Origin of the sequence: Caballeronia grimmiae, from assembly GCF_000698555.1 — a bacterium.
Taxonomy (GTDB): Bacteria; Pseudomonadota; Gammaproteobacteria; order Burkholderiales; family Burkholderiaceae; genus Caballeronia; species Caballeronia grimmiae.
Map to the genome: position 1 here is coordinate 153,762 of NZ_JFHE01000003.1, position 25,890 is coordinate 179,651.

Below are 25,890 nucleotides of genomic sequence, written 5' to 3' on the forward strand. Positions count from 1 at the left end.
GTCGATTTTACCTGCGCGTGCGTCCGTGCGCTGGGAGACATTCAGTGAATTCCCCTCGAAACCGCCCGGCAGATGTGCGTTGTCGCTCCTAAACAGTGTTCATCATAACTGTAAGTAATTGAAACGCAAAGCTATAGCATTGACGGATCATTAAACCCTGCTAGAATCGCTTCGCATCAGTTGCAGGTTTTGAAACTTTTTACCTCTGCCTCAGGTTTTCTTCAGACGCTGTGCGTCGCCTGCGCCGTACCTGCCCGGCGATTCATGGCTGTTGGTTGTCACTGCCGGCGTTTTTGCGCCGGTTTTCGCGTGGAAAGCCACCTGCGCACCAAGGGCACGCTGTTCGTGCCGCGCAACCCGGCGTCTCTTGCCGGATCGGTTTTCCAGACGGCGCATGCCGTTTCCCCGATGCCGCTTATGCCTTGCCAAGAGCGAGCGGTGTCTGATTTACGCTTCGATTTCCTGGCTTGCCGGCAATCATCAGCGTAAATCATGCAACATTGGGAGCATCGATGAACGCTTGGTTGACATGGCGTCCCGACACTCGCGCCGCGCAGTTGATGCGCGCCGCGCTGCGTCGTGGCAGCCGAATGAGTCACTATCTTTTCAGTCTGGTCGGCTGCGCGGCCGTCGTCACGGCGCTCGCGCTCTGGCTGCTGCCATCCTGGCGCACGACCTTTGCCGCACGGATCATGCCTTTCGTGTCCGCAGCGGTCCAGGCGGGACCCGCGCGTCTGCTCGCCGGTCAGCCGTTGCCGCCGTTCGCGGCGGTGCATCGGCCGCCGGGCGCTGATGGCTCGTCCATCCGGATCGCTGCGAATGCCGGCGCGCCCGCCGCACCGTCGCCGCTCACGCCGTCGCTCGGCGCGGCTGCAACCGACGACGAAAGCACGCGCCAGTTGACCGGCGGCATCAGCCTCGCCGTGTCCCCGAACGGACTCGATCCGCGCACGATGCCTTCGGTCGCCGTGCTGGCCAACGCCATTCCGGCGCAGCGCGTCGTCGCCGATGCGCGCGACGATCGGGCGCTCGTCTCGACGCGCGAGCAGAAGCTCGTCGCCACCTTCATCGCGCGGCGGTATCGCGTGGCGCAGGAACCGGTGAGCGAACTCGTGCGCGCCGCGTTCGATACGGGCCGCGAAGTCGGTCTCGACCCGCTGTTGCTGCTGTCGGTGATGGCGATCGAATCGGGCTTCAATCCGTACGCCGAAAGCGGCGTCGGCGCTCAGGGCCTGATGCAGGTCATGTCGAAGGTGCATTCCGACAAGTTCCAGTACTTCGGCGGCTCGCACGCGGCGCTCGATCCGCTCGCGAACATCAAGGTCGGCGCGCTGGTGCTGAAGGATTGCATCGCACGCGGCGGTTCGGTGGCGGGCGGCTTGCGTTACTACGTCGGTTCGACGTCGCAAGACGACGGCGGTTACGGCGCGAAGGTGCTGGCCGAGCGTTCGCGTCTGCGCGATGTCGCACGTGGCCGCAACGTGCCGGTCAACGGGCCTCAGGCGCCTGTCCAGGCCGCGCCGAAGCAGGTGCTGGCATCGGCATCGGCATCGGCATCGGCGACGGATGATGCGGCCAAGCGCGTCCACATGACGATGGATGCGCCGAAGAAGGCCGACGCTCAGGACGGCGGCGACATTGGCGAAGCGAAGCACGTTCCGTCGGCGGAATACGGCGCCTGATCGGCAGGTCGTATTAGCCAGAACGAAGAAAGGGCGCCCGAGGGCGCCCTTTTTCATGGTTCCGCGACAGCCGCCATCAGCGTCTGAACAGGTCGCCGAGCCGCGCCACGGCTTCTTCGAGCTTCGCGTACGCCGTCGCATACGACAGCCGGATGTAGCGTTCCGGCGCATGAACGCCGAAATCCGCGCCCGGCACGAGCACGACGCCCGCGTCGTGCAGCATCGACCGCGTGAGGGCTCCGCTGTCGCCGGCGGCGGGGTGATGCACGCCGTTGGTGTCGGCATAGACGTAGAACGCGCCGTCCGGCACCACCGGCACGCCGAAGCCGAGCGAACGCAACGCCGGCACGATGTAGTCGCGCCGCCGCTTGAACTCGAGCCGCCGCGCTTCGTAGATCGCGATCGTCTCCGGCTCGAAGCACGCGAGCGCGGCATGCTGCGCCAGCGCCGACGCGCAGATGAACAGGTTCTGCGAGAGCTTCTCGACGGCGCCGATCATCGCGTGCGGCACGACGAGCCAGCCGAGCCGCCAGCCCGTCATGCTGAAATACTTGGAGAAGCTGTTGACGGTGACGACGTCATCGCCGAACGAAAGCGCCGACACCGGTTTCGCGTCGTAGCTCAGGCCTTGATAGATCTCGTCGACGATCGTGAAGCCGCCGCGTTCGCGCACCGTATCGACGATACGGCTCAGTTCGCCCGGCTCGATCGACGTCCCGGTCGGATTCGACGGCGACGCCAGCAGCACGCCGCGCGTCCTGTCGTTCCAGTTCGCCCGAACCTGCTCGGCCGTCAACTGGAAGCGCTCGGCCGGGCCGCTCGGGATCAGCACCGGCTTGCCATCCGCCGCCGACACGAAATGGCGGTTGCACGGATAGCAGGGATCGGGCATCAGCACTTCGTCGCCGTGATCGACGAGCGCCATGCACGCGAGCAGCAGCGCCGCCGACGCGCCCGCCGTCACCACGATGCGCGCGGGATCGACGGTCAGGCCGAACGCATCGCGATAATGCGCGGCGATGGCTTCCCGCAGCGCCGTGACGCCGAGCGCGTTCGTGTACTGCGTGACGCCGCGGTGCAGCGCATCGGCGGCGGCGCGCGTGACGGGTTCGGGCGCCGTGAAATCCGGCTCGCCGATGCCCATATGGATGATGTCGCGCCCGGTGCGTTCCAGCGCCTGCGCGTCCTTCATCAGTTCCATCACGTAGAACGGCTCGATCGCGTCGACGCGCGACGCGAGCCGCAAGAGCGGCTCGGACACGTTGTTCATCGGCGCGCCTGCGCTTCGGCCGGGCGCATCGCGACGGCGAGCTTGTCCAGCACGCCGTTCACGTACTTGTAGCCGTCCGAGCCGCCGAAGGTCTTCGTCAGTTCGACCGCCTCGTTGATCACCACGCGATACGGAATGTCGATGTGATGCTTGAACTCGAAAGCGGCGACGAGCAGCACCGCGCGCTCCACCGGCGACAACTGTTCGATAGGCCGGTCGAGACACGGCTGCAACTGCGCGGAGAGCGCGTCGGCTTCCTTGATCACGCCGTGCAGGATGGCGTCGAGGTGCGCGTGGTCAGCCTTGTCGAAGCCCTGCGCGTTGCGCAACTGCGCGTCGATTTCGCCGCCGGGCGCGCCCGACAGCAGCCACTGGTAAAGCCCTTGCGTCGCGAGTTCACGCGAGCGGCGTCGTGCGCTCTTCATGCGCGGTCCTCGTCTTCATCTTCGTCGTCTTCATCGTCGCCGCCGAGTTGTTCGAGCGCGACCGACAGATTCGCCATCTCGACCGCGACGCGCGCCGCATCGCGCCCCTTTTCAGTCATACGGGCGACGGCTTGCTCGTCGTCTTCGGTCGTCAGCACGGCGTTCGCCACCGGAATGCCGAAGTCGAGCGCGATGCGCGAAATGCCCGAGCCGCTTTCGTTCGATACCAGTTCGAAGTGATATGTCTCGCCGCGCACGACCGCGCCGAGCGCGATCAGCGCGTCGAACTGGCCGGATTCAGCGAGCTTTTGCAGCGCGAGCGGAATTTCGAGCGCGCCGGGAACGGTGACGAGCAGCACGTCCTGGCCGATCACGCCGAGGCGTTCGAGTTCTTCGATGCACGCATCGGCGAGGCCGTTGCACACCGGTTCGTTGAAGCGCGACTGGACGATGCCGATGCGCAGGCCGTCGCCGTCGAGATTCGGCTGATATTGTCCGATTTCCATGTAGAGATCCGTTGGTTTGGAATAGGGTGGGCGTTCAGGCCGAGCGAAGATGCGGGACAGCCGCGTCGGCTGCACCGGCGGCGTTCGCTGCCGTGGCGGGCGATCCGGGCATCGGAACGAAGCCCGTTACTTCGAGCCCGTAACCCGACATGCTGCCGAGCTTGCGCGGGGTCGCGAGCACCTGCATCTTGCCGACGCCCAGATCGCGCAGAATCTGCGCGCCGATGCCGTAGGTCTTGAAGTCGATCGGGCGGCGCGCCTGCTTCGCGGCCTTGTCGCTCTCGTCGAGTGCGCGGAAGGCGTCGACGAGATGATCTTTCGTGTCGCCGCAATTCAGCATCACAATCGCGCCCAGATCGCGGGCGGCGATTTCGCGCATGGCGGCGTCGATGGTCCACGAGTGCGTGGACGCGTCGATTTCGAGCAGGTCGAGCACCGACAGCGGTTCGTGCACGCGCACGGGCGTTTCCGTATCGGGCGACGGCGTGCCGCGCACCAGCGCGATATGCGGCGAACCGCTCGGCTCGTCGCGATACAGCACGGCGCGAAACGGGCCGTGCGCGGTCTGCATCGTGCGCTCGCTGACTTTCTCGACGATCGATTCGGTGCGGCTGCGATAGTGGATCAGGTCCGCGATGGTGCCGATCTTGATGCCGTGCTGTTCGCCGAATTCGATCAGATCGGGCAGGCGCGCCATTTCGCCGTCGTCGCGAATGACTTCGCAAATGACCGACGCCGGCGACAGCCCCGCGAGCGACGCGAGGTCGCAGCCCGCTTCCGTGTGTCCGGCGCGCACGAGCACGCCGCCCGGCTGCGCCATGATCGGGAACACGTGACCCGGCTGAACGATGTGATCGGCGCGGGCATCCGGCGCGCAGGCTGCTGCGATGGTGCGCGCCCGGTCGGCTGCCGAAATGCCGGTAGTCACGCCTTCGGCGGCTTCGATGCTGACCGTGAAAGCGGTGCCGTACTGCGTGCCGTTGCGCTGCGTCATCAGCGGCAGGTTCAGCTGCTTGCAGCGTTCCTGCGTGAGCGTCAGGCAGATGAGGCCGCGGCCGTAGCGGGCCATGAAATTGATGGCTTCGGGCGTGATGAAGTCGGCGGCCACGATCAGATCGCCTTCGTTCTCGCGGTCTTCTTCGTCGACGAGGATCACCATGCGCCCGGCTTTCAGCTCGGCGATGATTTCTGGAGTGGAGGCGATCGACATGGTGCGTCCCGATGGGTGCGTTTGGGAAAGGGCGTATTTTACGCCACGGCCGATGGACAGGCGTTGAAATCGCCGCGGGCGGGGTGGCGGAGTTGGCTTATGACGGTTGGCCGACTGTTGCGCTGGCGGGATGTTTGCGACGATCCGAATTCCTGCCGATTTCGAAGCGTGCGCACAGTACATACTACCCAGCCGGGAATGGCTTTCACGCAGAAGAAGTCATCGCCATTGCGCAGGTGCGAGGAACTGTCGGAACTCATCGATGAAGTGGGGAAGGGCGCAGACGAGGTCATCGCGAAGAACGCGGTGTGAATCGCGCTGATTAGCACCGAAGAGCTGGAAGACCGCCACCGCGCTGAGCGGGCGCGTGTTCATTCGCTATCGTCCCTGGGACGCTGAGAAGGCCGGTGGCAGCGTGGAAAACGCATCGAACACGCCGGTGAATTGCCCGGACGTCTGCGTGCACGACGCGAAGCGCGCGAGGAAAACCGGCCGCAGAGGAGACGCGCGGACGACGAATGATGCACTCAAGCGCGCGACTGTCCGAATCCTGATGCCATTCAAGGTCGGAGTCGCGAATCACGAGCGTGGCTAGCGGCGGCAAAACCAGCCGCGAAGCGTTGAGCGCATGGGCGATGCATTCCACACGAAAGCCCAGCCTCCGCTCCAGCAATTTCCGGCGATTGTGGCCGCCTGCTCCAGAACTTTGCCCGCACACGAAGGACGCTTTGCGGGCCTGCGACGAACTGAGCGAAGAAACGGAACGCGCGACGCAGCGGGTCGTCTATCTACTCTTTAGCGACGCTACTGCTCACATCGATCCGGCACACCAAACAACTCCGCAACCCCAAACGCCGAGGAACCCGCCGCCGTCACGCCCCGCTCATCATCCGCTCGACATACCGCGCGATCAGATCGATCTCCAGATTGACCTTCGCTCCGGCGTGCAGCGCCTTGAGCGTCGTGACCTCCACGGTATGCGGGATCAGGTTGATCGAGAACTCGCAGCCGTCTGCCTGATCGCTGGCCGAGTTGACCGTGAGACTGACGCCGTTCACCGTGACCGAGCCCTTATAGGCCAGATACTTGCCGATGTCCTTCGGCGCGACGACGCGCAACTCGTGCGATTCGCCCACACGCTCGAAGCGCGACACGACACCGAGCCCATCGACGTGACCGGACACGAGATGGCCGCCGAGCCGGTCATGCGCGCGCAATGCCTTCTCCAGATTCACTTCCGCGCCGGCGTTCCCGAGCCCAACGGTCTTGTTCAGACTTTCACGCGACACATCGACGTCGAACGAATCCGGCGCTTTCTCGATCACCGTCATGCATGCGCCCTGAATGGCGATGCTGTCGCCCAGCTCGACGTCCGCGAGATCGAGCCCGCCCGCAGCGACCGTCAGGCGGACGCCCGCTTCCGGTTCCGTTCCGAGCGGCGTGACTTTCTCGATGCGGCCCACCGCCGAGACGATTCCTGTAAACATGAAGTGCGTTCCTTTGTTCGGTCAGATTCAGCGCGTTTCGCTCGCGGCATGCGCCCCGGCGAACCGCGCGAGAATGCGCAGATCATCGCCGAGCCGGTCGATGCGATGAAACTTCAGATGCGGCCGCGCATCGAGCGTGTCGGGCGGCGCGAAGTCGAACATGCCGGGCGCGCTGCCGAGCAGGCTCGGCGCGAGATAGACCAGCAGTTCGTCGACGCAGCCTTCGCGCAGCAGCGAGCCGTTCAGCTTGTGCCCCGCTTCCACATGCAACTCGTTGATGCCGCGATCGGCGAGCGCGGTGAGCATCGCGGGAAGATCGACCTTGCCGTGCTCGTTCGACAATTCGGTGAGTTCCGCGCCTCGCTCGCGCACCGCATCGGCGCGGGCGGGATCGGCATCGGCGGCATGGAAAATCCACGGCGGCGCGCCTTCGAGGATGCGCGCCTCGAGCGGCACGTCGAGCCGGCTGTCGATCAGGACGCGCTGCGGCTGGCGCGGCGTGTCGACCGCGCGCACGGTGAGTTGCGGATCGTCCTCGCGCACCGTGCCGATGCCCGTCAGGATCGCGCAGGCGCGGGCACGCCAGGCGTGTCCATCGGCGCGTGCGTCCTCGCCCGTGATCCACTGGCTTTCGCCCGATGGCAGCCCGGTGCGCCCGTCGAGCGTCGCCGCAACCTTCATGCGCACCCACGGACGGCGCCGCGTCATCCGCGAGACGAAGCCGATGTTCATCTCGTAGGCCTCGTTGGCGAGCAGCCCGCAGCGCACGTCGATGCCCGCGTCGCGCAGCATCGTGAGACCGCGTCCGGAGACGGCCGGGTTCGGATCTTCCATCGCCGCGATCACTTTCTCGACGCGCGCGTCGATCAGCGCATGCGCGCACGGCGGCGTGCGTCCGAAGTGACTGCACGGTTCGAGCGTCACGTAGGCGGTTGCGCCGCGCGGGTCCTTGCCGCGCGAGCGGGCGTCTTTCAGCGCGCGGACTTCGGCGTGGTCCTGGCCGGCCGGCTGAGTGAAGCCCATGCCGATCACTTCGCCGTTCTTGACGAGCACGCAGCCGACGCGCGGATTCGGCGTCGTCGTGTACATGCCGCGCGACGCGAGCGCGAGCGCGCGTTCCATGTAGGTGAAGTCGGATTGCGAGAACATCGCGCCGGTCCGTGCGGCGGGGCTAGGCCGCGACCGACGCGAACGCGCCGCTCGCGGCGTCGATCGTCGCGGCGATCACGGCGTCGTCGTGGGCGCTCGACACGAAGCCCGCTTCGAACGCGGACGGCGCAAAGTACACGCCGGCATCGAGCATCGCGTGGAAGAACGCGTTGAAGCGCTTCGTGTCGCCGTGCGCGATCTCCGCGAAGCTGCCCGGCACCTTGTCCATGAAGTAGAGGCCGAACATGCCGCCGATCGAATCGGCGGAGAAGGGCACGTTCGCGTTGCGCGCGGCGGCGGCGAGGCCATCGACGAGCTTGCGCGTCTGTTTCGCGAGGTCGTCGTAGAAGCCGGGGCGCTGGATCAGCTGCAGCGTCTTGAGGCCGGCCGCCACGGCGATCGGGTTGCCCGACAGCGTGCCCGCCTGATAGACGCCGCCCAGCGGCGCGAGATGGGCCATGATGTCGCGCCGCCCGCCGAAGGCCGCCGCCGGCATGCCGCCGCCGATGACCTTGCCGAGGCACGTGAGGTCCGGCTGGATGCCGTAGACCTGCTGCGCACCGCCGAGCGCGACGCGAAAGCCGCACATCACTTCGTCGAAGATCAGCACTGCGCCGTACTCATTGCAGCGCTCGCGCAGCGCGTTCAGGAACTCGGGCGTCGCGCGCACCAGATTCATGTTCCCCGCGACCGGCTCGACGATGACCGACGCGATCTCCGCGCCGAACGCCGCGAACGCTTCGTTGAGCTGCTCGACGTTGTTGTATTCGAGCACCGTCGTGTGCTTCGCGATGTCGGCCGGCACGCCGGCCGAAGTCGGATTGCCGAACGTCAGCAGGCCCGAGCCGGCCTTCACGAGCAGGCTGTCCGCGTGGCCGTGATAGCAGCCCTCGAACTTGACGATGCGGCTGCGGTTCGTGAAACCGCGCGCAAGGCGCAGCGCGCTCATCGTCGCTTCGGTGCCGGAAGACACCATCCGCACCTGTTCGATCGACGGCACCAGCTTGCAGATTTCCTCCGCGATCTCGATTTCCGCCTCGGTCGGCGCGCCGAACGAGAAGCCGTCGGCGAGCACGCGCTGTACCGCTTCCAGCACTTCGGGATGAACGTGGCCGAGGATCATCGGGCCCCAGGAGCCGATGTAGTCGATATAGCGCTTGCCGTCCGCGTCCCAGAAATACGGGCCCTGCGCGCGCTCGATGAAGCGCGGCGTGCCGCCGACCGACCGGAACGCACGCACCGGCGAATTGACGCCACCGGGGATGGTTCGCTGGGCCCGTTCGAAGAGAGCTTGATTCTTGGACATGGATGAAGGCCTGCTGAAAGTGGATGCGAGCCGCGCGGAACCGGGCGTTCGCCCGTGGCCGATGCCCGGCGTCCGGCGCGACGATTGTTGCTGAAATTGTACCGGAGTCGTTGCAAGCGGGCGGGGTCGGGCGTGGCGGCGGCGGCCGTCAACGGTCCGCATCGCCGGAGGGAAGAAGTCCCGCATGAGGATGCCCGCGCCGGCCCGTGCGCGCAGTCCAGAGCTTTTCGAGCGCCCCTTCGGCCATCGGCTTGATGAGGGTGCCCGAGCTTTGCGCATCCCACGTCTGCACGGAGAAGGGATGAGCGCGCAACTCGTCGCGCGTGACGACGACCTGCTCACGCGCATCGACGAGCCAGTCGTACACGAAGTCGATGCACAGCCGGTAGCCGCGCTTCGACTGCGCATCGGGGACTTCATAGGGCGCGCGCGTCACGTAGCCGGACGCGAACACGCCCTTCGGCTCCTGCGCCACGCGATGCACGAACACGCGGTCGCCCGGCAGGAGGCCGCGTGCGGTGCCGCAGCCCCAGACATCGGCGACCGCTTCGCCCGCTGCGACGCGGCGCGCGACATCGGGCAACTCGGGCCACGGCCATTTGCGCGGGCTCCAGATCAGAAGGAAGGCGGTCATGCGCCGAGCTTAGCGCAACGCCGAAAAAGAGGTCGCGTACAATGGGCCGCTCGCCTTCGAGGCTAAAAGCCACGAAGCGCTCCGTCCTTTTCCAGCGCACCCGATGTCAGACACCACTCGTCGCCGGCCCGATCGCCGGCTGATTCTGTTGCTCGGCGCGCTTGCAGCGTGCGGCCCGCTGTCCATCGACATGTACCTGCCGAGCCTGCCGTCGCTCGCCGCCGCGTTCGGCACGAGCCCGGCCGCCGCGCAAAGCACGCTGACGAGCTTTATGTTCGGCTTCTCGTTCGGCATGCTGCTCTATGGTCCGCTGTCCGATGCCTATGGCCGGCGGCCCGTTCTGCTCGGCGGCATCGCGCTTTACGCGCTGGCAAGCGTCGGCTGTGCGGCGGCATTCTCCATCGACGCGCTCGTCTTCGTGCGCTTCCTGCAGGCGCTCGGTGCGGGCGCGGCGTCGGTGCTGGCGCGCGCCATCGCCCGTGACGCGCATCAGCCGACCGATGCCGCCCGCGTGCTGTCGATGCTCTCCATCGTCACGTCGATAGGACCGCTGCTCGCGCCGCTCATCGGCGGGCAATTGCTGCTGCTCGGCGGCTGGCGCGTCGTGTTCGTCGCGTTGACGCTGTTCGGCGCGGTCTGCGCCGTGACCGCGTTCCTGCGCGTGCCCGAAACCTGGCCGAAGGAAAAGCGCGCGAACGCGGCGCTCGGCAAGTCGTTCGCGGCCTACGGACATCTGCTCACCGATCCCGTCACCTGGGGCCATGTGCTGTGCGGCGGCATGGCGTTCGCGTCGATGTTCGCGTATATCACGGCGACGCCGTTCGTCTATATCGATTACTTTCACGTCAAGCCGCAGCATTACGGGCTGCTGTTCGGGCTGAATATCGTCGGCATCATCGCCGGCAATGTGCTGAATACGAAGCTTGTCGGGCGCGTCGGTCCGATCCGGATGATTTCGGGCGCGGCGATCGTCAGCGTCGCGGCGGCGCTCGTGGTGGCGCTCGTCGCGCTGACGGGGTGGGGCGGGCTGTGGTCGATCGTCGCGAGCCTGTTTTTCGTGGTCGGCGTGGTGGGGTTGCTGTCGGCGAACTGCACGACCGAACTCATGCATCGCTATCCGCGCAACGCGGGCGCGGCGGCGGCCGTCTTCGGCGCGATGCAGCTCGCGCTCGGCGCGCTGGCGAGTCTCGCGGTCGGCCTCTTTCACGATGTCACACCGCACGGCATGGGCATCGTCATCGGCGTGTGCGGCGTGCTGACGTTCGCGGGGCGCACGCTCGTGATGCGTTCGCACGCTACGCCGGTACGCGTCTGACAATCGTTGCGACGCGCGCGGGCGAAAAAAAACCTCGCGCGATGGCGAGGTCTAAGAGCTCAGGTGTTGCATTCGGTCTAAATTCAGTCATTCATCTGGGTCAGAGGTGAATTCTTGGTCGCTTCGGTGTGGGCAATAGGCGTCTCTTCCTGTATTGGATCGGTACTTGCTGGGTCAGAGGTGTTTCCGATCGGTTTGCTTCAGTCGAATAAGTCAGTACTTCGTATCACTCCCGGCTGGACGAACTGGTGCTGTGCACGTACCGGTTCCCTGGCTCGCCGCTTCTCTGTGGGAGGCGACTCGCCGATGCAGCAAGGAGTGTCTGAACTATAAGCCGCCTGCCCGGCCGCCTATATCGAACGATTTCGAATTGCAAGGATTCGACGCCATTGGTGAGCGATACCGTTGTTTCGCTGACGTAACTCACTTGCCAGACGGCAACGGACCAATCGCCGACGCGAGGAAAGCGAACGCCACCGCCTCGGCCTGCGCGACCGCTTCAGGCTCGACGCCCGCGCCATGTCCGCCTTCACCCGTTTCCTGATACCAGACGCGCTCGTGTCCCTGCGCCTGCATTTTCGCCGCCATCTTGCGGGCGTGGCCGGGATGCACGCGGTCATCGCTTTTCGATGACGTAAAGAGCGCCGGCGGATACCCCGCATTCGCGCTGACGTTGTGATACGGCGAATACGCGACGAGATGACGGAGGTCGGCGGCATCGTCGGGATCGCCGTATTCGTCGATCCACGATGCGCCCTGAAGCAGCGTATGAAAGCGCGTCATGTCGAGCAGCGGCACTTCCGACAGCACCGCGCCGAAGCATTCCGGGCGCTGCACCATGCAGACGCCGGTCAGCAGCCCGCCATTGCTCGCGCCGCGTATGCCAAGCTGTTTCGCGCTCGTGAAGCCGCTCTCGACGAGCGCCTGCGCGACCGCGATGAAATCGTCGAACGACACCTGCCGGTTCTCGCGCAGCGCAGCCTGATGCCATTGCGGTCCGAACTCGCCGCCGCCGCGGATGTTCGCCACCGCGTACAGGCCGCCGCGTTCCAGCCACGCGATGCCGGTCGTCGCGTCGTAGCTCGGATCGAGCGCCACTTCGAAGCCGCCGTAACCGTACAGCAAGCAGGGGCGCGGCTGCGATGACCGCTCTGCCTCCACATCGCGGCCGATCAGCCAGTACGGAATGCGCTCGCCGTCGGGCGCGATCGCGTGACGGCGCACGGCCGACAGCCCGGAGGCGTCGAATTGCGCGGGCAGGCGCGCGAGCAGCGTCCACGGCGAGTCGGTGGCGAGGTCGGCGTGATAGAGCGACGGCGGCGTCAGGAAATGCTCGACGTGGATCAGTACCGTGTCGTCCTGTTCGCTATCGATGGAATCGACATACGACTGGCTTGCCTCCGGCAACGCGAATTCGCGCGATGCCCATTCGGCGCCCGGCGCAGCATCGGCGGGCGGGCGCCAGAGCGTGACGCGCGGGGCGCCGTCGTCCATCTGCGAGGCAATCAGCCAGTGCTTCGTGAAGTCGATGCCCGCCAGCACGCGCCGCGCGCCCGGCACGAAAAGCGCGGTGAAATCGCGCGCACCGTCGAGAAACGCATCGCGCCGGATGACGAGCAGCGAACCCGCCGCGTGCCGCCGCCCGCCCGTCGTCCACATCTTGCGCGGCGTGACGAACAGCCAGCCTTCCCAATGCTCGATTTCCGCGTGCGCCGGGAGGTCGTACTGACGCCATTCGTTCGCGCTTTCGTCGAGCCAGTAATGCAGCGTGTCCCAGAACGTGACGGCGCGCGAGGCCAGATGCAGCTTTTCGAGCGGATCGTAGTCCGCGCCCGCCGATACGTCGCGCCGCTTGCCTTCGAACACGACCGGCGCATCGGCGAGCGGCGTGCCGCGCGCCCAGCGCCGCGCCTGACGCGGAAAGCCGGACGTGGTCAGCGCGGGGCGCGCGTTGGTCCGGCTGTCGTCCCAGCCGACGTAGACCGTATCGCGATCGATCCACGATACATCGTGCTTGCCGACATCCGGCAGCACGAAGCCATCGTCGATGAAGCGGCGCGCCGCGATATCGAATTCCCGCACGATGCACGCGTCCGAGCCGCCCGGCGACAGGCTCACGAGCGCGCGATCGTAGGTCGGGTAGAGCATGTCGAAGTCGGCGAGCGCCCAGCGCGTGCCGTCGGCTTCGTTCGTGTTGAGATCGAGCGCGTCGACATCCAGCACGATGTCCCAGTCGGGCGTCCCGGCGAGCCACGCGCTCCACGGCGTGCGGCGCACGATGCCGAGCGGATGCGCGTCGTCCTGCCACGTGTTGTAGGCCCAGTCGCCGTAGCGAGAGCAGGTCACGATCCGGTCCTGCGACGTGTACGCCGCTTCGAGCCGCGCGGCCAGGGCGCGCGCCTCGGGCGTTTCGCCGAAGGCGGCTTTAGTGCGGCGGTTCTGGGCGTCGATCCAGTCCTGCACGGCGGGATCGTCGAGCGACTCGAGGCCGATGAAAGGATCGGGGCCGTCGGAAGGCGGCCAGGCGGGAGCGGGATACGTGGGAAGCAAGGTCATGAACGATGGCTGCGCGTGGAGCTTCAGGCGAATGTCGAAGCGGTGATTGTGCCGCACGCGGCGAAAAACCGACGCGCAAAGAAAAAGCCGCGCGATGAGCGCGGCTTCGAAAGCGATGCGGTTAGCGCGAACGTTCAGGCAAGACGCTCTTCCGTCTGCGGGTCGAACAGCACGGCCTTCGAGACGTCGAACAGCAGCGTCGTGTTCGACATCGGCTGCGGGTTCGACGCCGGGTGCACGCGCGACACGATGCGCTTGCCGTTCACCTGCGCGAACACCAGCGTGTCCGGGCCGGTCGGCTCGATGACGTCCACCCGCACGTCGATCGGTTGCAGGGCCGCGTCCGACACGTCGTGGGCGCTGCGCGCATCGGTGATGCGTTCCGGACGCAGGCCGAGCACCACGTCCTGGCCGATCTTGCCGCGCAGGCGCGATGCATCGAACGGCAGGTTCAGCGTTTTCTGCGTGACGCCCGTATCGATCTGCAGGCCGACGCCCGAGCCGGACTCGACCAGCTTGCCGGTGATGAAGTTCATCGGCGGCGCGCCGATGAAGCCCGCGACGAACAGGTTCGACGGCGAATCGTAGATTTCCTGCGGCGCGCCGAACTGCTGCACAACGCCATCCTTCATCACGGCGATGCGGTCGCCGAGCGTCATCGCTTCGATCTGGTCGTGCGTCACGTACACGATGGTCGTGCCGAGACGCTGATGCAGCAGCTTGATTTCCGAACGCATCTCGATGCGCAGTTTGGCGTCGAGGTTCGACAGCGGTTCGTCGAACAGGAACATGACGGGATCGCGGGCGAGCGCGCGGCCCATCGCGACGCGCTGACGCTGGCCGCCCGACAACTGGCCGGGCTTGCGGTCGAGCAAATGGCCGATTTGCAGCGTCTCGGATACGCGATCGACGATCTTCTTCTGCTCGTCCTTCGGCACCTTGCGGATGTTGAGGCCGAACGAGATGTTGTCGCGCACGCTCATGGAAGGGTAGAGCGCATACGACTGGAACACCATCGCGATGTCGCGGTCCTTCGGCGAGAGGTTATTGACCGTCTTGCCGTCGATCATGATGTCGCCCTTGGTCACGGTCTCGAGACCGGCGATCATGTTGAGCAGCGTGGACTTGCCGCAGCCCGAGCCGCCGACGAGGATCAGGAACTGACCGTCCTCGATGTCGATATTGACGCCCTTGAGTACCGGCACCCCGTTCGGGTAGGTCTTGTACACGTCACGGATGGAAAGGCTTGCCATGCTTGAATCCTCTATGTTGTCTGTTCAGCAGGGGACGCGCGCCGCTGCGCGCTCAACCCTTCACCGCGCCCGCCGTCAGGCCGCGCACGAAATAACGTCCCGCGATCATGTAGACGAGAATCGTCGGCAACGCAGCGATGATCGCGCCCGCCATGTCGACGTTGTATTCCTTCACACCCGTCGACGTATTGACGAGGTTGTTCAGCGCGACCGTGATCGGCATCGAATCGACGCCCGAAAACACGATGCCGAACAGGAAGTCGTTCCAGATTTGCGTGAACTGCCAGATCAGGCAGACCATGAAAATCGGCAGCGAGACGGGCAGCAGAATCTTCGTGAAGATCGTGAAGAAGCCCGCGCCGTCGATGCGCGCCGCCTTCACGAGCTCAGCCGGAATGCTCACGTAGAAGTTGCGGAAGAACATCGTCGTGAACGCGATGCCGTAGATCACGTGGACGAGCACGAGACCGCTGGTCGTGTTCGACAGGCCGAGGAAGCCCTGCAGCCGCGCCATCGGCAGCAGAATGGCCTGGAACGGGATGAAGCAGCCGACGAGCAGCATCGTGAAGAACGCATCCGCGCCGCGAAAGCGCCAGTGCGTGAGCACATAGCCGTTGAACGCGCCGACGATCGACGAGATCAGCACGGCCGGAATCACCATGCGCACCGAGTTCATGAAGAACGGCTGCATGCCGTCGCAACGCACGCCGGTACACGCTTCCTGCCACGCCTTCACCCACGGCGCAAACGTGAAGTGCGTGGGCGGCGTAAGCAGGTTGCCCGTGCGAAGCTGGTCTAGATCCTTGAACGACGTGGACAGCATCACGTAGATCGGGAACAGGAAGTAAAGCGCGAACAATATGAGCACCGCGTAAATGACGGCGCGGCTGATCGTCATCTTAGGCTGCATTGCGGGTGCTCCTCGATTCGAGATACATCAGCGGCACGAGCACCGCGACAACGGTGGCGAGCATCATCATCGACGAAGCGGCGCCCACGCCCAGTTGTCCCCGGTTGAACGAGAACGTGTACATGAAGATGGCCGGCAGCGACGACGAGGTGCCCGGACCGCCCGCCGTCAGCGCGACGACGAGGTCGAACGTCTTGATCGTGATGTGGCAGAGAATCAGCAGCACGGAGAAGAACACCGGCCGCATGCTCGGAATCACGATCTTGCGATAGATGGTCGGCAGCGTCGCGCCATCCACTTGCGCAGCCTTGAAGATTTCGCTGTCGACGCCGCGCAGGCCCGCGAGAAAGAGCGCCATCACGAAGCCGGTCGATTGCCAGACCGCCGCGATCACGACGCAGAAAATGGCCTTGTCGGGATCGTTGAGCCAGTTGAACGAGAAGCTCGTCCAGCCCCAGTCGTGGAACACCTTTTCGATGCCGAGGCCGGGATTGAGAATCCACTGCCACGCGGTGCCGGTCACGATGAACGAGAGCGCCATCGGATAGAGAAAGATCGCGCGCAGTGCGCCTTCGTTGCGGATCCTCTGATCGAGCAGGATCGCGAGGAACAGGCCGAGGCCCACGCAGATGCCGATGAACGGAATGCCGAACCAGCCGAGGTTGGCGGCGGAAGTCCACCAGACGTCGTTGTCGAAAAGTTGTCGGTAGCGGTCGAGGCCCGAGAACTCGTAGCGGGGCATCAGGCGCGAATTCGTCAGCGACAGATAGCCCGTGATGAGGATGAAGCCGTACACGAACACGAGCGCGATCAGGATGCTGGGAGCGAGCACCAGCTTGGGAATCCAGCGATCGGCGAGCGCCGCCGTGGGCGAGGCGCGGCGAGGCTGGTGCGGACTCTTTTCCGCGGTACCGCTGAGGGAGGCAGTCACAACTCGACTCCTGGAAGATGCGCCGGCGCTTGTTGGCGCTCTTGCGCGCTGATGAACACTGACTCGCGCGCTTGTGGCGACAGGTGGTGCTTTCGGATTGGGCTGGCTTGGAGCGTCAAGCGACGCTCGATGCGGCGTATCGCCGGTCGGGCGGCGCACGGCGATGATCCGCCGCGCGCCGCCCGTCCTTCAGGCTTCGTGCTTACTTCGTCTTGGCGGCGTTCGCGAGCGCAGCGACGGCGCTCTTGGAATCCTGCGACGAATTCATGAACTTCGTCACGACGTCGGTCATCGCGCCAGCGGTCGCGTCGCCCTGAGCCATGCCGTGAGCGAGCGACGGAACATAGCCGCCCGATTTGATCGCCGTCTGTTCATCAGAGTAGGACTTCTTCGCGCAGTCGTCGAACTTGTCCATCTTCACGCCCAGACGAACCGGGATCGAGCCTTTGTTCAGGCTGAACTGCTCCTGGAATTCCGGCGACATGATGGTCTTCGCGAGCGCGAGCTGGCCCGGCGTGGCGGCCTTCTGGCCCTTCTGCTGGAAGAACACGAACGAGTCGACGTTGAACGTGTACGACTTCTCCGTGCCCGGCACTGCGGCGCAGATGTAGTCCGTGCCGGCCTTCTTGTTCGCGCCGGCGAATTCGCCCTTCGCCCAGTCGCCCATGAACTGCATGCCGGCCTTGCCGTTGATGACCATGGCGGTTGCAAGGTTCCAGTCACGGCCGGTGCGGCCGTTGTCGAAGTAACCCTGAATCTTGCGGACCGTGTCGAACACCTGAACCATCTTGTCCGAGGTCAGCGTCTTCTGGTCGAGGTCGACGATCGCCTTCTTGTAGAAGTCCGCGCCCTCCGACAGCACGACGTCTTCCCACAGCGTCAGGTCTTGCCACGGCTGGCCGCCCATCGCGACCGGCTGGATGCCCGCGGCCTTCATCTTGTCGGCCACCTGGAAGAACTCGGCCCAGGTCGTCGGCACCTTGCCGCCTGCCTTGTCGAGCGCGGCCTTGTTGATGTACAGCCAGTTCACGCGATGCACCGAGAACGGCGCCGCGACGTACTTGCCGTCCGCGTGGATGATCTTGTCGATTTCAGGCGGCAGGTTCTTCTTCCAGTCGCCGGCGACGGAATCGATCGGCACGAGCACGCCTTGCTCCGCCCATTCCTGAATCAGCGGACCCTTGATCTGGGCCGCCGTCGGCGCATTGCCCGAGATGACCTGCGTCTTCAGCGCGGTCATTGCAGCAGCGCCCGCGCCGCCTGCGACGGCGAAGTCCTTCCAGGTGTAACCCTGCTTGGTCATGTCGTCCTTGAGCACGCCGACCGCCTTCGATTCACCGCCCGAGGTCCACCAGTGCAGCACGGACACGGCTTCGGCAGCCTGCACCGCCGACGCCGTCGCGCCGCACAGAAGACCTGCGGCGCAGAGCGCGCCCATGAGCTTACGGACTTTCATTGTTTATCTCCTCCAGACACCTGAACAAAAAACGATTGGCCCCTGATGTCGCCAGAAGCGTCGAAAAAAGAAGGGTGAAACGGTGCAGCGGTGGCCGGGGAATCGGCGGTGTCGGCGGGAGAGCGTGCGGCGCGCATGATGATTCGCGCACGCGCGGGCAGGGCCGGCAGACCGATGTTCGGCCGCACGGCTCTCAAGGAATGAGTGAGTTGGATCGCAACGACTGTCTCCTCTCGACCGAAGCCGGCGGTTTCGCGCCTGTTCCGGTTCCATGCAAAGTAATTGCTTCTGGTTTTTGCCGGCGCCAGCGGCCGCGATGCATTGCGGGCGAAGGCGTACAGGCGCGAGGCTGGTTTGCACGCGAAGCCCGAAGGTGCTTGAAAGCAGCGATGTCCGGACTCCGTTAACATGCGTTCAGAACAATGTCCTAGGGAAAACACTCAGCTTCTGATTGACAAGCCATTTTTTTCCCGGATGACATTTCCTCTTGATTTGGATTGTAGTTAAACTACAATTCAGTGTCAAAAAAAATTTTGTCGAACTACGCTAGCTCTCTGTTCGACGTCCCACCGACTACATACGCGGCCTTCAGACCCATGCAAACCGACTCGAATTTCATCTTCGTGCTGTTCGGCGGGACCGGCGACCTGTCGATGCGCAAGATTCTTCCTGCGCTGTTCGAGGCCCATCGCGCGGGCATGCTGGCGCCGTCGGGCAAGATCGTCGCGGTTGCGCGGGGCGCACAGGCGCCGGGCGAATACCTCGCGTGGGTCGAAGAGCACGTGAAACCGCACGTGTCGAAGAAGGGGATCGACGAATCGGCGTGGCGCAGCTTTCTCGAGCGCATTCAGTACGTGCAGCTCGACCTGGGCCGCGCCGAAGACTTCGTCGTGCTGCGCGACGCGCTGTCCCAGCATGACGGCACGCGCGTCTTCTATCTGGCGACCGGGCCGTCGCTCTTCGTGCCCATCTGCCGGGCGCTGGCGCAAGTGGGGCTGAACGAGAACGCGCGCATCGTGCTCGAAAAGCCGCTCGGTTACGACCTCGAATCGTCGAACGCCATCAACGACGCCGTCGGCGAGATCTTCCAGGAAGAGCAGATCTACCGTATCGACCATTACCTCGGCAAGGAGCCGGTGCAGAACCTGCTCGCGCTGCGCTTCGGCAATGCGCTGTTCGAGCCGCTATGGCGGCGCGAATGGGTCGAGAGCATTCAGATCACCATCGCCGAGGAACTGGGCGTCGAAGCGCGCGGCGACTTCTACGACAACACCGGCGCGCTGCGCGACATGGTGCAGAACCACTTGCTGCAACTGCTTTCCATCGTGACGATGGAGCCGCCGCACTCGATGGATTCCGACTCCGTGCGCGACGAAAAGCTGCGCGTGCTGCGCGCGCTGAAGCCTATCGACGAGCGCGAGATCAGCCGCGTCGCGGTGCGCGGTCAGTATCATGCGGGCGTGATTCGCGGCGCAGCCGTGCCGGCGTATGTCACCGAGCCGGGCGTGCGTCCGGACAGCAATACCGAAACCTTCGTCGCGCTGAAGGTCGAAATCGAAAACTGGCGATGGGCCGGCGTGCCGTTCTTCCTGCGTACCGGCAAGCGGCTCGCCGACCGGGTCGCGGAAATCGTCGTCAATTTCCGGCCGGTGCCGCACTCGGCGCTCGGTGCGAACGCGTTGCGCGCCGGCGCGAACCGGCTCGTGATCCGCTTGCAGCCGAACGAAACCATCCGCCTGTATTGCCTCGCCAAACAGCCGGGCGAGGGCATGAATCTGGCAAGCGTCCATCTGGATCTCGCGTTCGACCAGTTTTTCAAGGAAGGGCAGATGGAGGCGTATCAGCGGCTTTTGCTGGACGTGATCCGCGGCCGGCTCGCGCTCTTCGTGCGGCGCGACGAGCAGGAAGCCGCGTGGCGCTGGGTGGAACCGATCCTCAACGCATGGGCCACGTCCACCAACAAGCCGAAGCCCTATGCGGCGGGCACGTGGGGGCCGGCGGCGTCGAGCGCCATGCTCGCGCAACACGGCACGTGCTGGCTGGAAGAAGAGAATTAAGGGCGTCGCGCCGACGGTCTCCCACAGAGGGACGCGGCGCGAACGTCAGCACCCACACCGCTTCGCGGACCGTTCGCGGCTTCGCGACAAAAGCGGGTCGATAAACCAGACAAGCAGGATGGAGGAGCAGTGATCGAGCTTCGCACTTTCGACGACCCGCGCGCCCACTCGGACGCGCTGGCGAAAGCCGTCAGCGACGCGCTTGCCGCGTCGCTCGCGGCACGAGGCGCCGCATCGGCCGATGCCAGCGCGCAGCCCACCGGACAGCCGGCGCACGCCACGCTCGCGGTATCGGGCGGCACGAGCCCGCGCCCGTTCTTGCAGACGCTGTCGCAAGAGCCGCTCGACTGGGCCCATATCGACGTCACGCTCGTCGACGATCGCTGGGTGCCCGAATCGGATCCCGCCAGCAACGCGCAGCTCGTGCGCGGCACGCTGCTGCAGAACGCTGCGGCGGCGGCGTACTTCCTGCCGCTCGTCGATACGTCGGCCACGCTGGAAGCGCACGTCGCGGCCTTGAACGCCGACCCGCGCCGCCGCCTGCCCGATGTCGCCGTGCTCGGCATGGGCGAGGACGGCCATACGGCGTCCATCTTCGCGGACGCGCCCGAATGGGACTTCGCGATTTCCACGCAGAACCGCTTCGTCGCCGTGCATCCGGGCAGCGCGCCGCATGCGCGCGTGAGCCTGTCGATGTCCGCGCTGAAACAGGTCAGCCAGCTTTTTCTCTTCATCTCCGGCCAGAAGAAGCTCGACGTACTCAATGCGGCGCTCGCCGCCCGCCAAAAGAACGCCATCTCGACGCTGGCCAACGATGAAGGAGTGAAGCTCGATGTCTACTGGTGTGCATAAGGTCGCGCAGGCCGCGAGCCACGCCGATGGACCGAGGCTGCTCGCCGACATCGGCGGCACGAACGCGCGCTTCGCGCTGGAGACGGCGCCGGGCGAAATCACGCAAATCCGCGTTTATCCGGGCGCCGATTATCCCGGCATCGCGGAAGTGATGCAGCAGTATCTGAAGGACACGAAGGTCGGCCGCGTGAACCATGCGGCCATCGCGATCGCGAATCCAGTGGACGGCGATCACGTGAAAATGACCAATCACGACTGGAGCTTCTCGATCGAAGCGACGCGACGCGCGCTCGGCTTCGATACGCTGCTCGTCGTCAATGACTTCACCGCCCTGGCGATGGCGCTGCCCGGCCTCACCGATGCGCAGCGCGTGCAGATCGGCGGCGGCGCGCGCCGGCAGAACAGCGTGATCGGCTTGCTCGGCCCCGGCACCGGTCTCGGCGTGTCGGGCCTCATTCCCGCCGACGACCGCTGGATTGCGCTCGGCAGCGAAGGCGGCCACGCGACGTTCTCGCCGTTCGACGAAGACGAAGATCTGGTCATGCGATACGCGCGCCGCAAGTGGCCGCATGTGTCGTTTGAACGCGTGTGCGCCGGTCCCGGCCTCGAACTGATTTATCGCGCGTTCGCGGAACGTGATGGCGTCGCGGTCGCGGACGATTTCAGCAGCGCCGACGTCACCCGCCGCGCCCACGAAGGCGAAGCGCTCGCGCTTCAGGCGGTGAACTGCTTCTGCGGCATCCTCGGCACGTTCTCGGGCAATATCGCGGTGACGCTGGGCGCGCTGGGCGGCATCTATATCGGCGGCGGCGTGGTGCTGAAGCTGGGCGAACTGTTCCACGCGTCGCCTTTTCGTGAACGATTCGAGGCGAAAGGGCGCTTCCAGCAATATCTGTCCGGCATCCCGACTTACGTCATCACCGCTGAGTATCCGGCGTTTCTGGGCGTGTCCGCGATTCTCGCGGAGCAACTGTCGAATCGCGCGAACAGCGGCTCGTCGGCGGTGTTCGAGCGCATCCGCCAGATGCGCGACGCACTCACGCCCGCCGAGCGGCGCGTGGCGGACCTCGCGCTGAATCATCCGCGCTCGATCATCAACGACCCGATCATCGACATCGCGCGCAAGGCCGACGTGAGCCAGCCGACCGTGATCCGCTTCTGCCGCTCGCTCGGCTGCCAGGGTCTGTCCGACTTCAAGCTCAAGCTCGCGACGGGCCTGACAGGGACCATTCCCGTCAGCCACAGCCAGGTGCATCTCGGCGACACTGCCACCGATTTCGGCGCAAAGGTGCTCGACAACACCGTGTCCGCCATCCTGCAACTGCGCGAGCATCTCAACTTCGACAACGTCGAGCGCGCGATCGACATTCTTAACGGCGCGCGTCGCATCGAGTTTTACGGGCTCGGCAACTCGAATATCGTCGCGCAGGACGCGCACTACAAGTTCTTCCGCTTCGGCATCCCGACGATCGCGTACGGCGATCTCTACATGCAGGCCGCGTCGGCGGCGCTGCTCGGCAAGGGCGATGTGATCGTCGCCGTGTCGAAGTCGGGCCGCGCGCCCGAACTGTTGCGCGTGCTCGAAGTGGCGATGCAGCAGGGCGCGACCGTGATCGCGATCACATCGAGCAACACGCCGCTCGCCAAGCGCGCGACCGTGGCGCTGGAGACCGATCACATCGAGATCCGTGAATCGCAACTGTCGATGATCTCGCGCATCCTGCATCTCGTCATCATCGACATTCTCGCGGTCGGCGTGGCGATCCGGCGTGCCGCGCCGAAGCCGGGCGCGACGCTCAGCGAGACGGTCGCGAAGGCGCGCCAATCGGGCGACGATGACGCCGCCGCCGTGCTCGACTGGCTCAGTCACGGTGCATCGGGCGTGGCGAGGGACTAGCGTCCGGCTGGATTGCGTGCAGTGAAAAAGGGGCCGCCGATGTGAATCGGCAGCCCCTTTTCTCATGCGCGTTTCGCTGAACAAACGGTACGGCATCCGAAAGATGCCGCGCCGTCATGCCCGAAGGCCGCTCAGAACGAGTGCTGGATGCCCGCGTACACGCCCGTCTGGCTGCGGCCAGGGAACGGGTTGTCGGTCGCCGGACCCGTGCCGACGCCGTTGGCGTTCAGGCCATAGTTCGCCGTCTTGCTGTTTTGCACCGTCGCGACCTGAAGGTCGAACAGCGTGCGCTTCGACAGGTTGTACGAGCCGCCGAGCGTGTACATCGTCGCATTGCCCGCGCCGTTGTTGCCGTTCACGTGGTAGACCGCGGCCGTCAGCGCAGCCGCCGGCGTGGCTTGCCACGTCACGCCGCCCCATTCGTGATCGAGCGTGGTCGGCTGGCCGGGCAACTGGCCCGCCATGCCGGAAGAACGGACGGCCTGATAGCCGGCTTGCAGCTTGAACTGGCCGAGGAACACGTTGGCCATCGCCGAGTATTCGCGGGAGTAGTCGTAGACGCCGTTGTTGCCGTTGTAATCGCCGCCGAGCGTGCCGTTGCCCGGATTGCGGATTTCATCGTACATGCCGCGGACTTGGAAGTAGGGCGACGTGTACGTGATGTACGCGCCGGCTTCGCGGCCCTGCGGCGTCGTGCCGTTGCCGTTCCAGCTCGTCGCGTTGGACAGCGCATATTGGCCGTAGAAGTCGAAGCCCGCGAACTTCGGCGACTGATACGAGATGTTGTTGCTCGATTGCGGCCAGTTGCGGCCACGCACCAGCGATGCCGACGACCAGTTCGACTGGCCGAACGGATCGAAGTCCCACACGCCGTTCGACACGAACAGTTCGCGGCCGAGCAGGACGGTGCCGAAGCGGTCGCTTGCGAGACCGACCGTGGCCCAGCGATTGAAAATGCGGTTGTTGTCCGGACCCTGGCCGTTCATCGTGTTGAAGCTGCCTTCTAACTGGAACACGGCGCGGTAGCCGCCGCCCAGGTCTTCAGCGCCCTTCAGGCCCCACAGGCTCGTGCCCCAGTCGCCGCTTTCCGCGCGAAAGCGGCTTGCGGTTGCGTTCGCCGGGTTGCCGGTCGGCACGCCGTTCATGTATTCGAGACCCGCGTCGAGCCGGCCGTACAGCGTCACGCTGCTCTGGGCATGCGCCGCGGCGCCGAACGTCAACAGCGCTGCCGCTGCAAGCAAAGCCTTCTTCATATCTCCTCCAACTCCGTCAAAGTGAACTCACTACTGCTGCACGGTTCGATGCCGCTGCATCGACCGGAACTCGTTCGACGGGAAGCCCGCGCTGCGCAAAGGCAAGCGGATGCGGCCCGTTTTTTTGACGGAATTCTGAAGGAAAACTACTTTTTGGAAGGGGTCAAACCTGTACTTTTGATTCAATATGACAGATCCGGTCACAAATAAAAAACGGTGCGATACCCTTTCGGGCATCGCACCGATACGCGCCTCTCGCAGCAGCGTGAAAACTCTATAAAACTATTCTTGATTCAGCCTCGTGGATTTAAACGATCAGAACGAGTGCTGGATGCCTGCATAAACGCCCGTCTGGCTGTGGCCGGGGAACGGGTTGTCCGTCGATGCCGCCGAACCGTAGTTGTTGGCGTTCAGGCCGTAGTTTGCCGTCTTGCTGTTCTGCACCGTTGCGACTTGCAGGTCCAGCAGCGTGCGCTTCGACAGGTTGTACGAGCCGCCGACCGTGTAGATGGTCGCGTTACCCGCGCCGTTGTTGCCGTTCACGTGGTAGACGGCCGCGATCAGCGCGGCTGCCGGCGTCGCTTGCCACGTCACGCCGCCCCATTCGTGATCGAGCGTGGTCGGCTGGCCGGGCAGCTGGCCCGTCATGCCGGACGAGCGGATCGCCTGGTATGCGCCCTGAACCTTGAACTGGCCGAGGAACACGTTGAACATCGCCGTGTACTCACGCGAGTACGCGTAGGCGCCGTTGCCGCCCGCGCCGCCGTCGATGGCGTTGTACACGCCGCCCAGCGTACCGTTGGCCGGATTGCGGATTTCATCGTACATGCCGCGAATCTGGAAGAGCGGCGTGGTGTACGTGATGTACGCGCCGGCTTCACGGCCTTGCGGCGTGGTGCCGTTACCGTTCCAGTTCGTCGCGTTCGACAGCGAGTACTGGCCGTAGAAGTCGAAGCCCGCGAACTTCGGCGACTGGTACGAAATGTTGTTGCTCGATTGCGGCCAGTTGCGGCCACGAACCAGCGATGCCGACGACCAGTTCGACTGGCCGAACGGATCGAAGTCCCACACACCGTTTGCGATGAAGAGCTCACGGCCCAGCAACAGCGTACCGAACTGGTTGTTCGCGATACCGACCGTCGCCCAGCGATTGAAGATGCCGTTATTGCCCGGGCCCTGGCCCGTCATGGTGTTGAAGCTGCCTTCCAACTGGAACACGGCGCGATAGCCGCCGCCCAGATCTTCGACGCCCTTCAAACCCCACAGGCTCGTACCCCAGTCACCGCTTTCCGCGCGGAAGCGGTGCGACGAACCGGTGGCGGGTGCGCCGGCGGGGCCGGTCGGCACGCCGTTCATGTACTCGAGCCCCGCGTCCAGGCGACCGTAAAGCGTCACGCTGCTTTGAGCATGAGCCACCGCGCTGAACGTCAGCAGTGCTGCTGCCGCGAGCAAAGCTTTCTTCATCATCTCCTCCAACCCTGTCAAGAAATAGAACCCAAAGTGCTGCCGTGTGCGGTTCGATGCGAGGGCACCCAACCGAAAATTGTTTTCAGAGAAAGACACACGCTCGGGCAGTAGTGCTCATGGCGATCACGCGTCGGCCGCGCGAACGTGACGCCGACCCGTCGATCGGTGTCTCCTCACTTTGTTTTGAAGTAAAACTACTTTTTGGGTACTTCGTTTTGGTACTTTAGTTACCAATTTAACAAAATACATCACAGACGCCAAAAGAAATTGACGT

The 25,890-nt window shown here is 64.8% G+C and carries 22 protein-coding genes; 5 read left to right on the top strand and 17 right to left on the bottom strand.

Annotated features, from left to right (window positions below):
* Positions 1-210: 210 nt before the first annotated feature.
* The gene (locus tag BG57_RS32435) at positions 211-396 is read right to left on the bottom strand and encodes a hypothetical protein (protein WP_152562524.1); all 186 of its coding nucleotides are present in this window, start codon (positions 394-396) and stop codon (positions 211-213) included.
* A 116-nt stretch (positions 397-512) separates the two neighbouring features.
* Here BG57_RS32435 and BG57_RS05020 point away from each other — a divergent pair, with 116 nt between their 5' ends.
* Positions 513-1,682 (top strand): transglycosylase SLT domain-containing protein, encoded by a 1,170-nt coding sequence (locus BG57_RS05020; RefSeq protein ID WP_035960653.1) that lies wholly within the window; start codon positions 513-515, stop codon positions 1,680-1,682.
* A gap of 76 nt (positions 1,683-1,758) precedes the next feature.
* Here the strand turns inward: BG57_RS05020 and BG57_RS05025 are convergent, their stop codons facing one another.
* The 8 genes from BG57_RS05025 to BG57_RS05065 all read right to left on the bottom strand — a co-directional run bounded on the left by BG57_RS05025 (position 1,759) and on the right by BG57_RS05065 (position 9,669).
* Positions 1,759-2,952, bottom strand: a complete 1,194-nt coding sequence (locus BG57_RS05025) for a pyridoxal phosphate-dependent aminotransferase (protein ID WP_035960656.1) — start codon at positions 2,950-2,952, stop codon at positions 1,759-1,761.
* On the bottom strand, positions 2,949-3,377 hold the full coding sequence (gene nusB, locus BG57_RS05030) for a transcription antitermination factor NusB (RefSeq protein WP_035960659.1): 429 nt from the start codon (positions 3,375-3,377) through the stop codon (positions 2,949-2,951). The genes BG57_RS05025 and nusB overlap by 4 nt, the downstream gene beginning before the upstream one ends.
* Complete coding sequence (gene ribH, locus BG57_RS05035; protein ID WP_035960661.1) at positions 3,374-3,883, bottom strand: 6,7-dimethyl-8-ribityllumazine synthase; 510 nt, start codon at positions 3,881-3,883, stop codon at positions 3,374-3,376. The genes nusB and ribH overlap by 4 nt, the downstream gene beginning before the upstream one ends.
* A 34-nt stretch (positions 3,884-3,917) precedes the next feature.
* Positions 3,918-5,093 (bottom strand): bifunctional 3,4-dihydroxy-2-butanone-4-phosphate synthase/GTP cyclohydrolase II, encoded by a 1,176-nt coding sequence (gene ribBA, locus BG57_RS05040; RefSeq protein WP_035960663.1) that lies wholly within the window; start codon positions 5,091-5,093, stop codon positions 3,918-3,920.
* 872 nt (positions 5,094-5,965) lie between these two features.
* Positions 5,966-6,580, bottom strand: coding sequence for a riboflavin synthase (locus tag BG57_RS05050; RefSeq protein ID WP_035960667.1), 615 nt, complete (start codon positions 6,578-6,580; stop codon positions 5,966-5,968).
* Between the two features lie 27 nt (positions 6,581-6,607).
* Positions 6,608-7,729: a bifunctional diaminohydroxyphosphoribosylaminopyrimidine deaminase/5-amino-6-(5-phosphoribosylamino)uracil reductase RibD gene (ribD, locus tag BG57_RS05055; protein ID WP_035960669.1), complete on the bottom strand. Its 1,122-nt coding sequence runs from the start codon at positions 7,727-7,729 to the stop codon at positions 6,608-6,610.
* A 22-nt stretch (positions 7,730-7,751) separates the two neighbouring features.
* A complete protein-coding gene (gene hemL, locus BG57_RS05060) occupies positions 7,752-9,035 on the bottom strand; it encodes a glutamate-1-semialdehyde 2,1-aminomutase (RefSeq protein ID WP_035960671.1) in 1,284 nt (427 codons plus the stop codon).
* 148 nt (positions 9,036-9,183) lie between these two features.
* On the bottom strand, positions 9,184-9,669 hold the full coding sequence (locus BG57_RS05065; RefSeq protein WP_035960673.1) for a hypothetical protein: 486 nt from the start codon (positions 9,667-9,669) through the stop codon (positions 9,184-9,186).
* A 103-nt stretch (positions 9,670-9,772) separates the two neighbouring features.
* Between BG57_RS05065 and BG57_RS05070 the strand changes: the two genes are divergently transcribed.
* Positions 9,773-10,984 (top strand): Bcr/CflA family multidrug efflux MFS transporter, encoded by a 1,212-nt coding sequence (locus BG57_RS05070; protein WP_035960675.1) that lies wholly within the window; start codon positions 9,773-9,775, stop codon positions 10,982-10,984.
* Between the two features lie 423 nt (positions 10,985-11,407).
* On the opposite strand, the gene BG57_RS05075 is transcribed toward BG57_RS05070, so the two are convergent.
* The 6 genes from BG57_RS05075 to BG57_RS32440 all read right to left on the bottom strand — a co-directional run bounded on the left by BG57_RS05075 (position 11,408) and on the right by BG57_RS32440 (position 18,500).
* Positions 11,408-13,540 carry a prolyl oligopeptidase family serine peptidase gene (locus tag BG57_RS05075; RefSeq protein ID WP_035961137.1) on the bottom strand — a complete coding sequence of 711 codons (2,133 nt, stop codon included), beginning with the start codon at positions 13,538-13,540 and terminating at the stop codon, positions 11,408-11,410.
* A gap of 134 nt (positions 13,541-13,674) precedes the next feature.
* Positions 13,675-14,793, bottom strand: a complete 1,119-nt coding sequence (locus BG57_RS05080; RefSeq protein WP_035960678.1) for an ABC transporter ATP-binding protein — start codon at positions 14,791-14,793, stop codon at positions 13,675-13,677.
* A 52-nt stretch (positions 14,794-14,845) separates the two neighbouring features.
* The gene (locus BG57_RS05085) at positions 14,846-15,703 is read right to left on the bottom strand and encodes a carbohydrate ABC transporter permease (RefSeq protein WP_035960679.1); all 858 of its coding nucleotides are present in this window, start codon (positions 15,701-15,703) and stop codon (positions 14,846-14,848) included.
* Positions 15,693-16,634 (bottom strand): carbohydrate ABC transporter permease, encoded by a 942-nt coding sequence (locus BG57_RS05090; protein ID WP_035960680.1) that lies wholly within the window; start codon positions 16,632-16,634, stop codon positions 15,693-15,695. The genes BG57_RS05085 and BG57_RS05090 overlap by 11 nt, the downstream gene beginning before the upstream one ends.
* A gap of 202 nt (positions 16,635-16,836) precedes the next feature.
* Positions 16,837-18,090, bottom strand: a complete 1,254-nt coding sequence (locus BG57_RS05095) for an ABC transporter substrate-binding protein (RefSeq protein WP_035960681.1) — start codon at positions 18,088-18,090, stop codon at positions 16,837-16,839.
* Positions 18,087-18,500, bottom strand: coding sequence for a hypothetical protein (locus BG57_RS32440; protein ID WP_152562525.1), 414 nt, complete (start codon positions 18,498-18,500; stop codon positions 18,087-18,089). Before BG57_RS32440 ends, BG57_RS05095 begins: the two co-directional genes overlap by 4 nt.
* 186 nt (positions 18,501-18,686) lie before the next feature.
* Here BG57_RS32440 and zwf point away from each other — a divergent pair, with 186 nt between their 5' ends.
* The 3 genes from zwf to BG57_RS05110 all read left to right on the top strand — a co-directional run bounded on the left by zwf (position 18,687) and on the right by BG57_RS05110 (position 22,896).
* Positions 18,687-20,147: a glucose-6-phosphate dehydrogenase gene (gene zwf / locus BG57_RS05100; protein WP_035960682.1), complete on the top strand. Its 1,461-nt coding sequence runs from the start codon at positions 18,687-18,689 to the stop codon at positions 20,145-20,147.
* A 129-nt stretch (positions 20,148-20,276) separates the two neighbouring features.
* A complete protein-coding gene (gene pgl, locus BG57_RS05105; RefSeq protein WP_035960684.1) occupies positions 20,277-20,999 on the top strand; it encodes a 6-phosphogluconolactonase in 723 nt (240 codons plus the stop codon).
* Complete coding sequence (locus tag BG57_RS05110) at positions 20,980-22,896, top strand: bifunctional transcriptional regulator/glucokinase (protein WP_035960685.1); 1,917 nt, start codon at positions 20,980-20,982, stop codon at positions 22,894-22,896. Before pgl ends, BG57_RS05110 begins: the two co-directional genes overlap by 20 nt.
* A gap of 131 nt (positions 22,897-23,027) precedes the next feature.
* Here the strand turns inward: BG57_RS05110 and BG57_RS05115 are convergent, their stop codons facing one another.
* Together BG57_RS05115 and BG57_RS05125 are read right to left on the bottom strand one after the other, a co-directional pair.
* Complete coding sequence (locus BG57_RS05115) at positions 23,028-24,149, bottom strand: porin (RefSeq protein ID WP_035960686.1); 1,122 nt, start codon at positions 24,147-24,149, stop codon at positions 23,028-23,030.
* Positions 24,150-24,464: 315 nt separating this feature from the next.
* Complete coding sequence (locus BG57_RS05125) at positions 24,465-25,613, bottom strand: porin (RefSeq protein WP_035961139.1); 1,149 nt, start codon at positions 25,611-25,613, stop codon at positions 24,465-24,467.
* Positions 25,614-25,890: the final 277 nt, after the last annotated feature.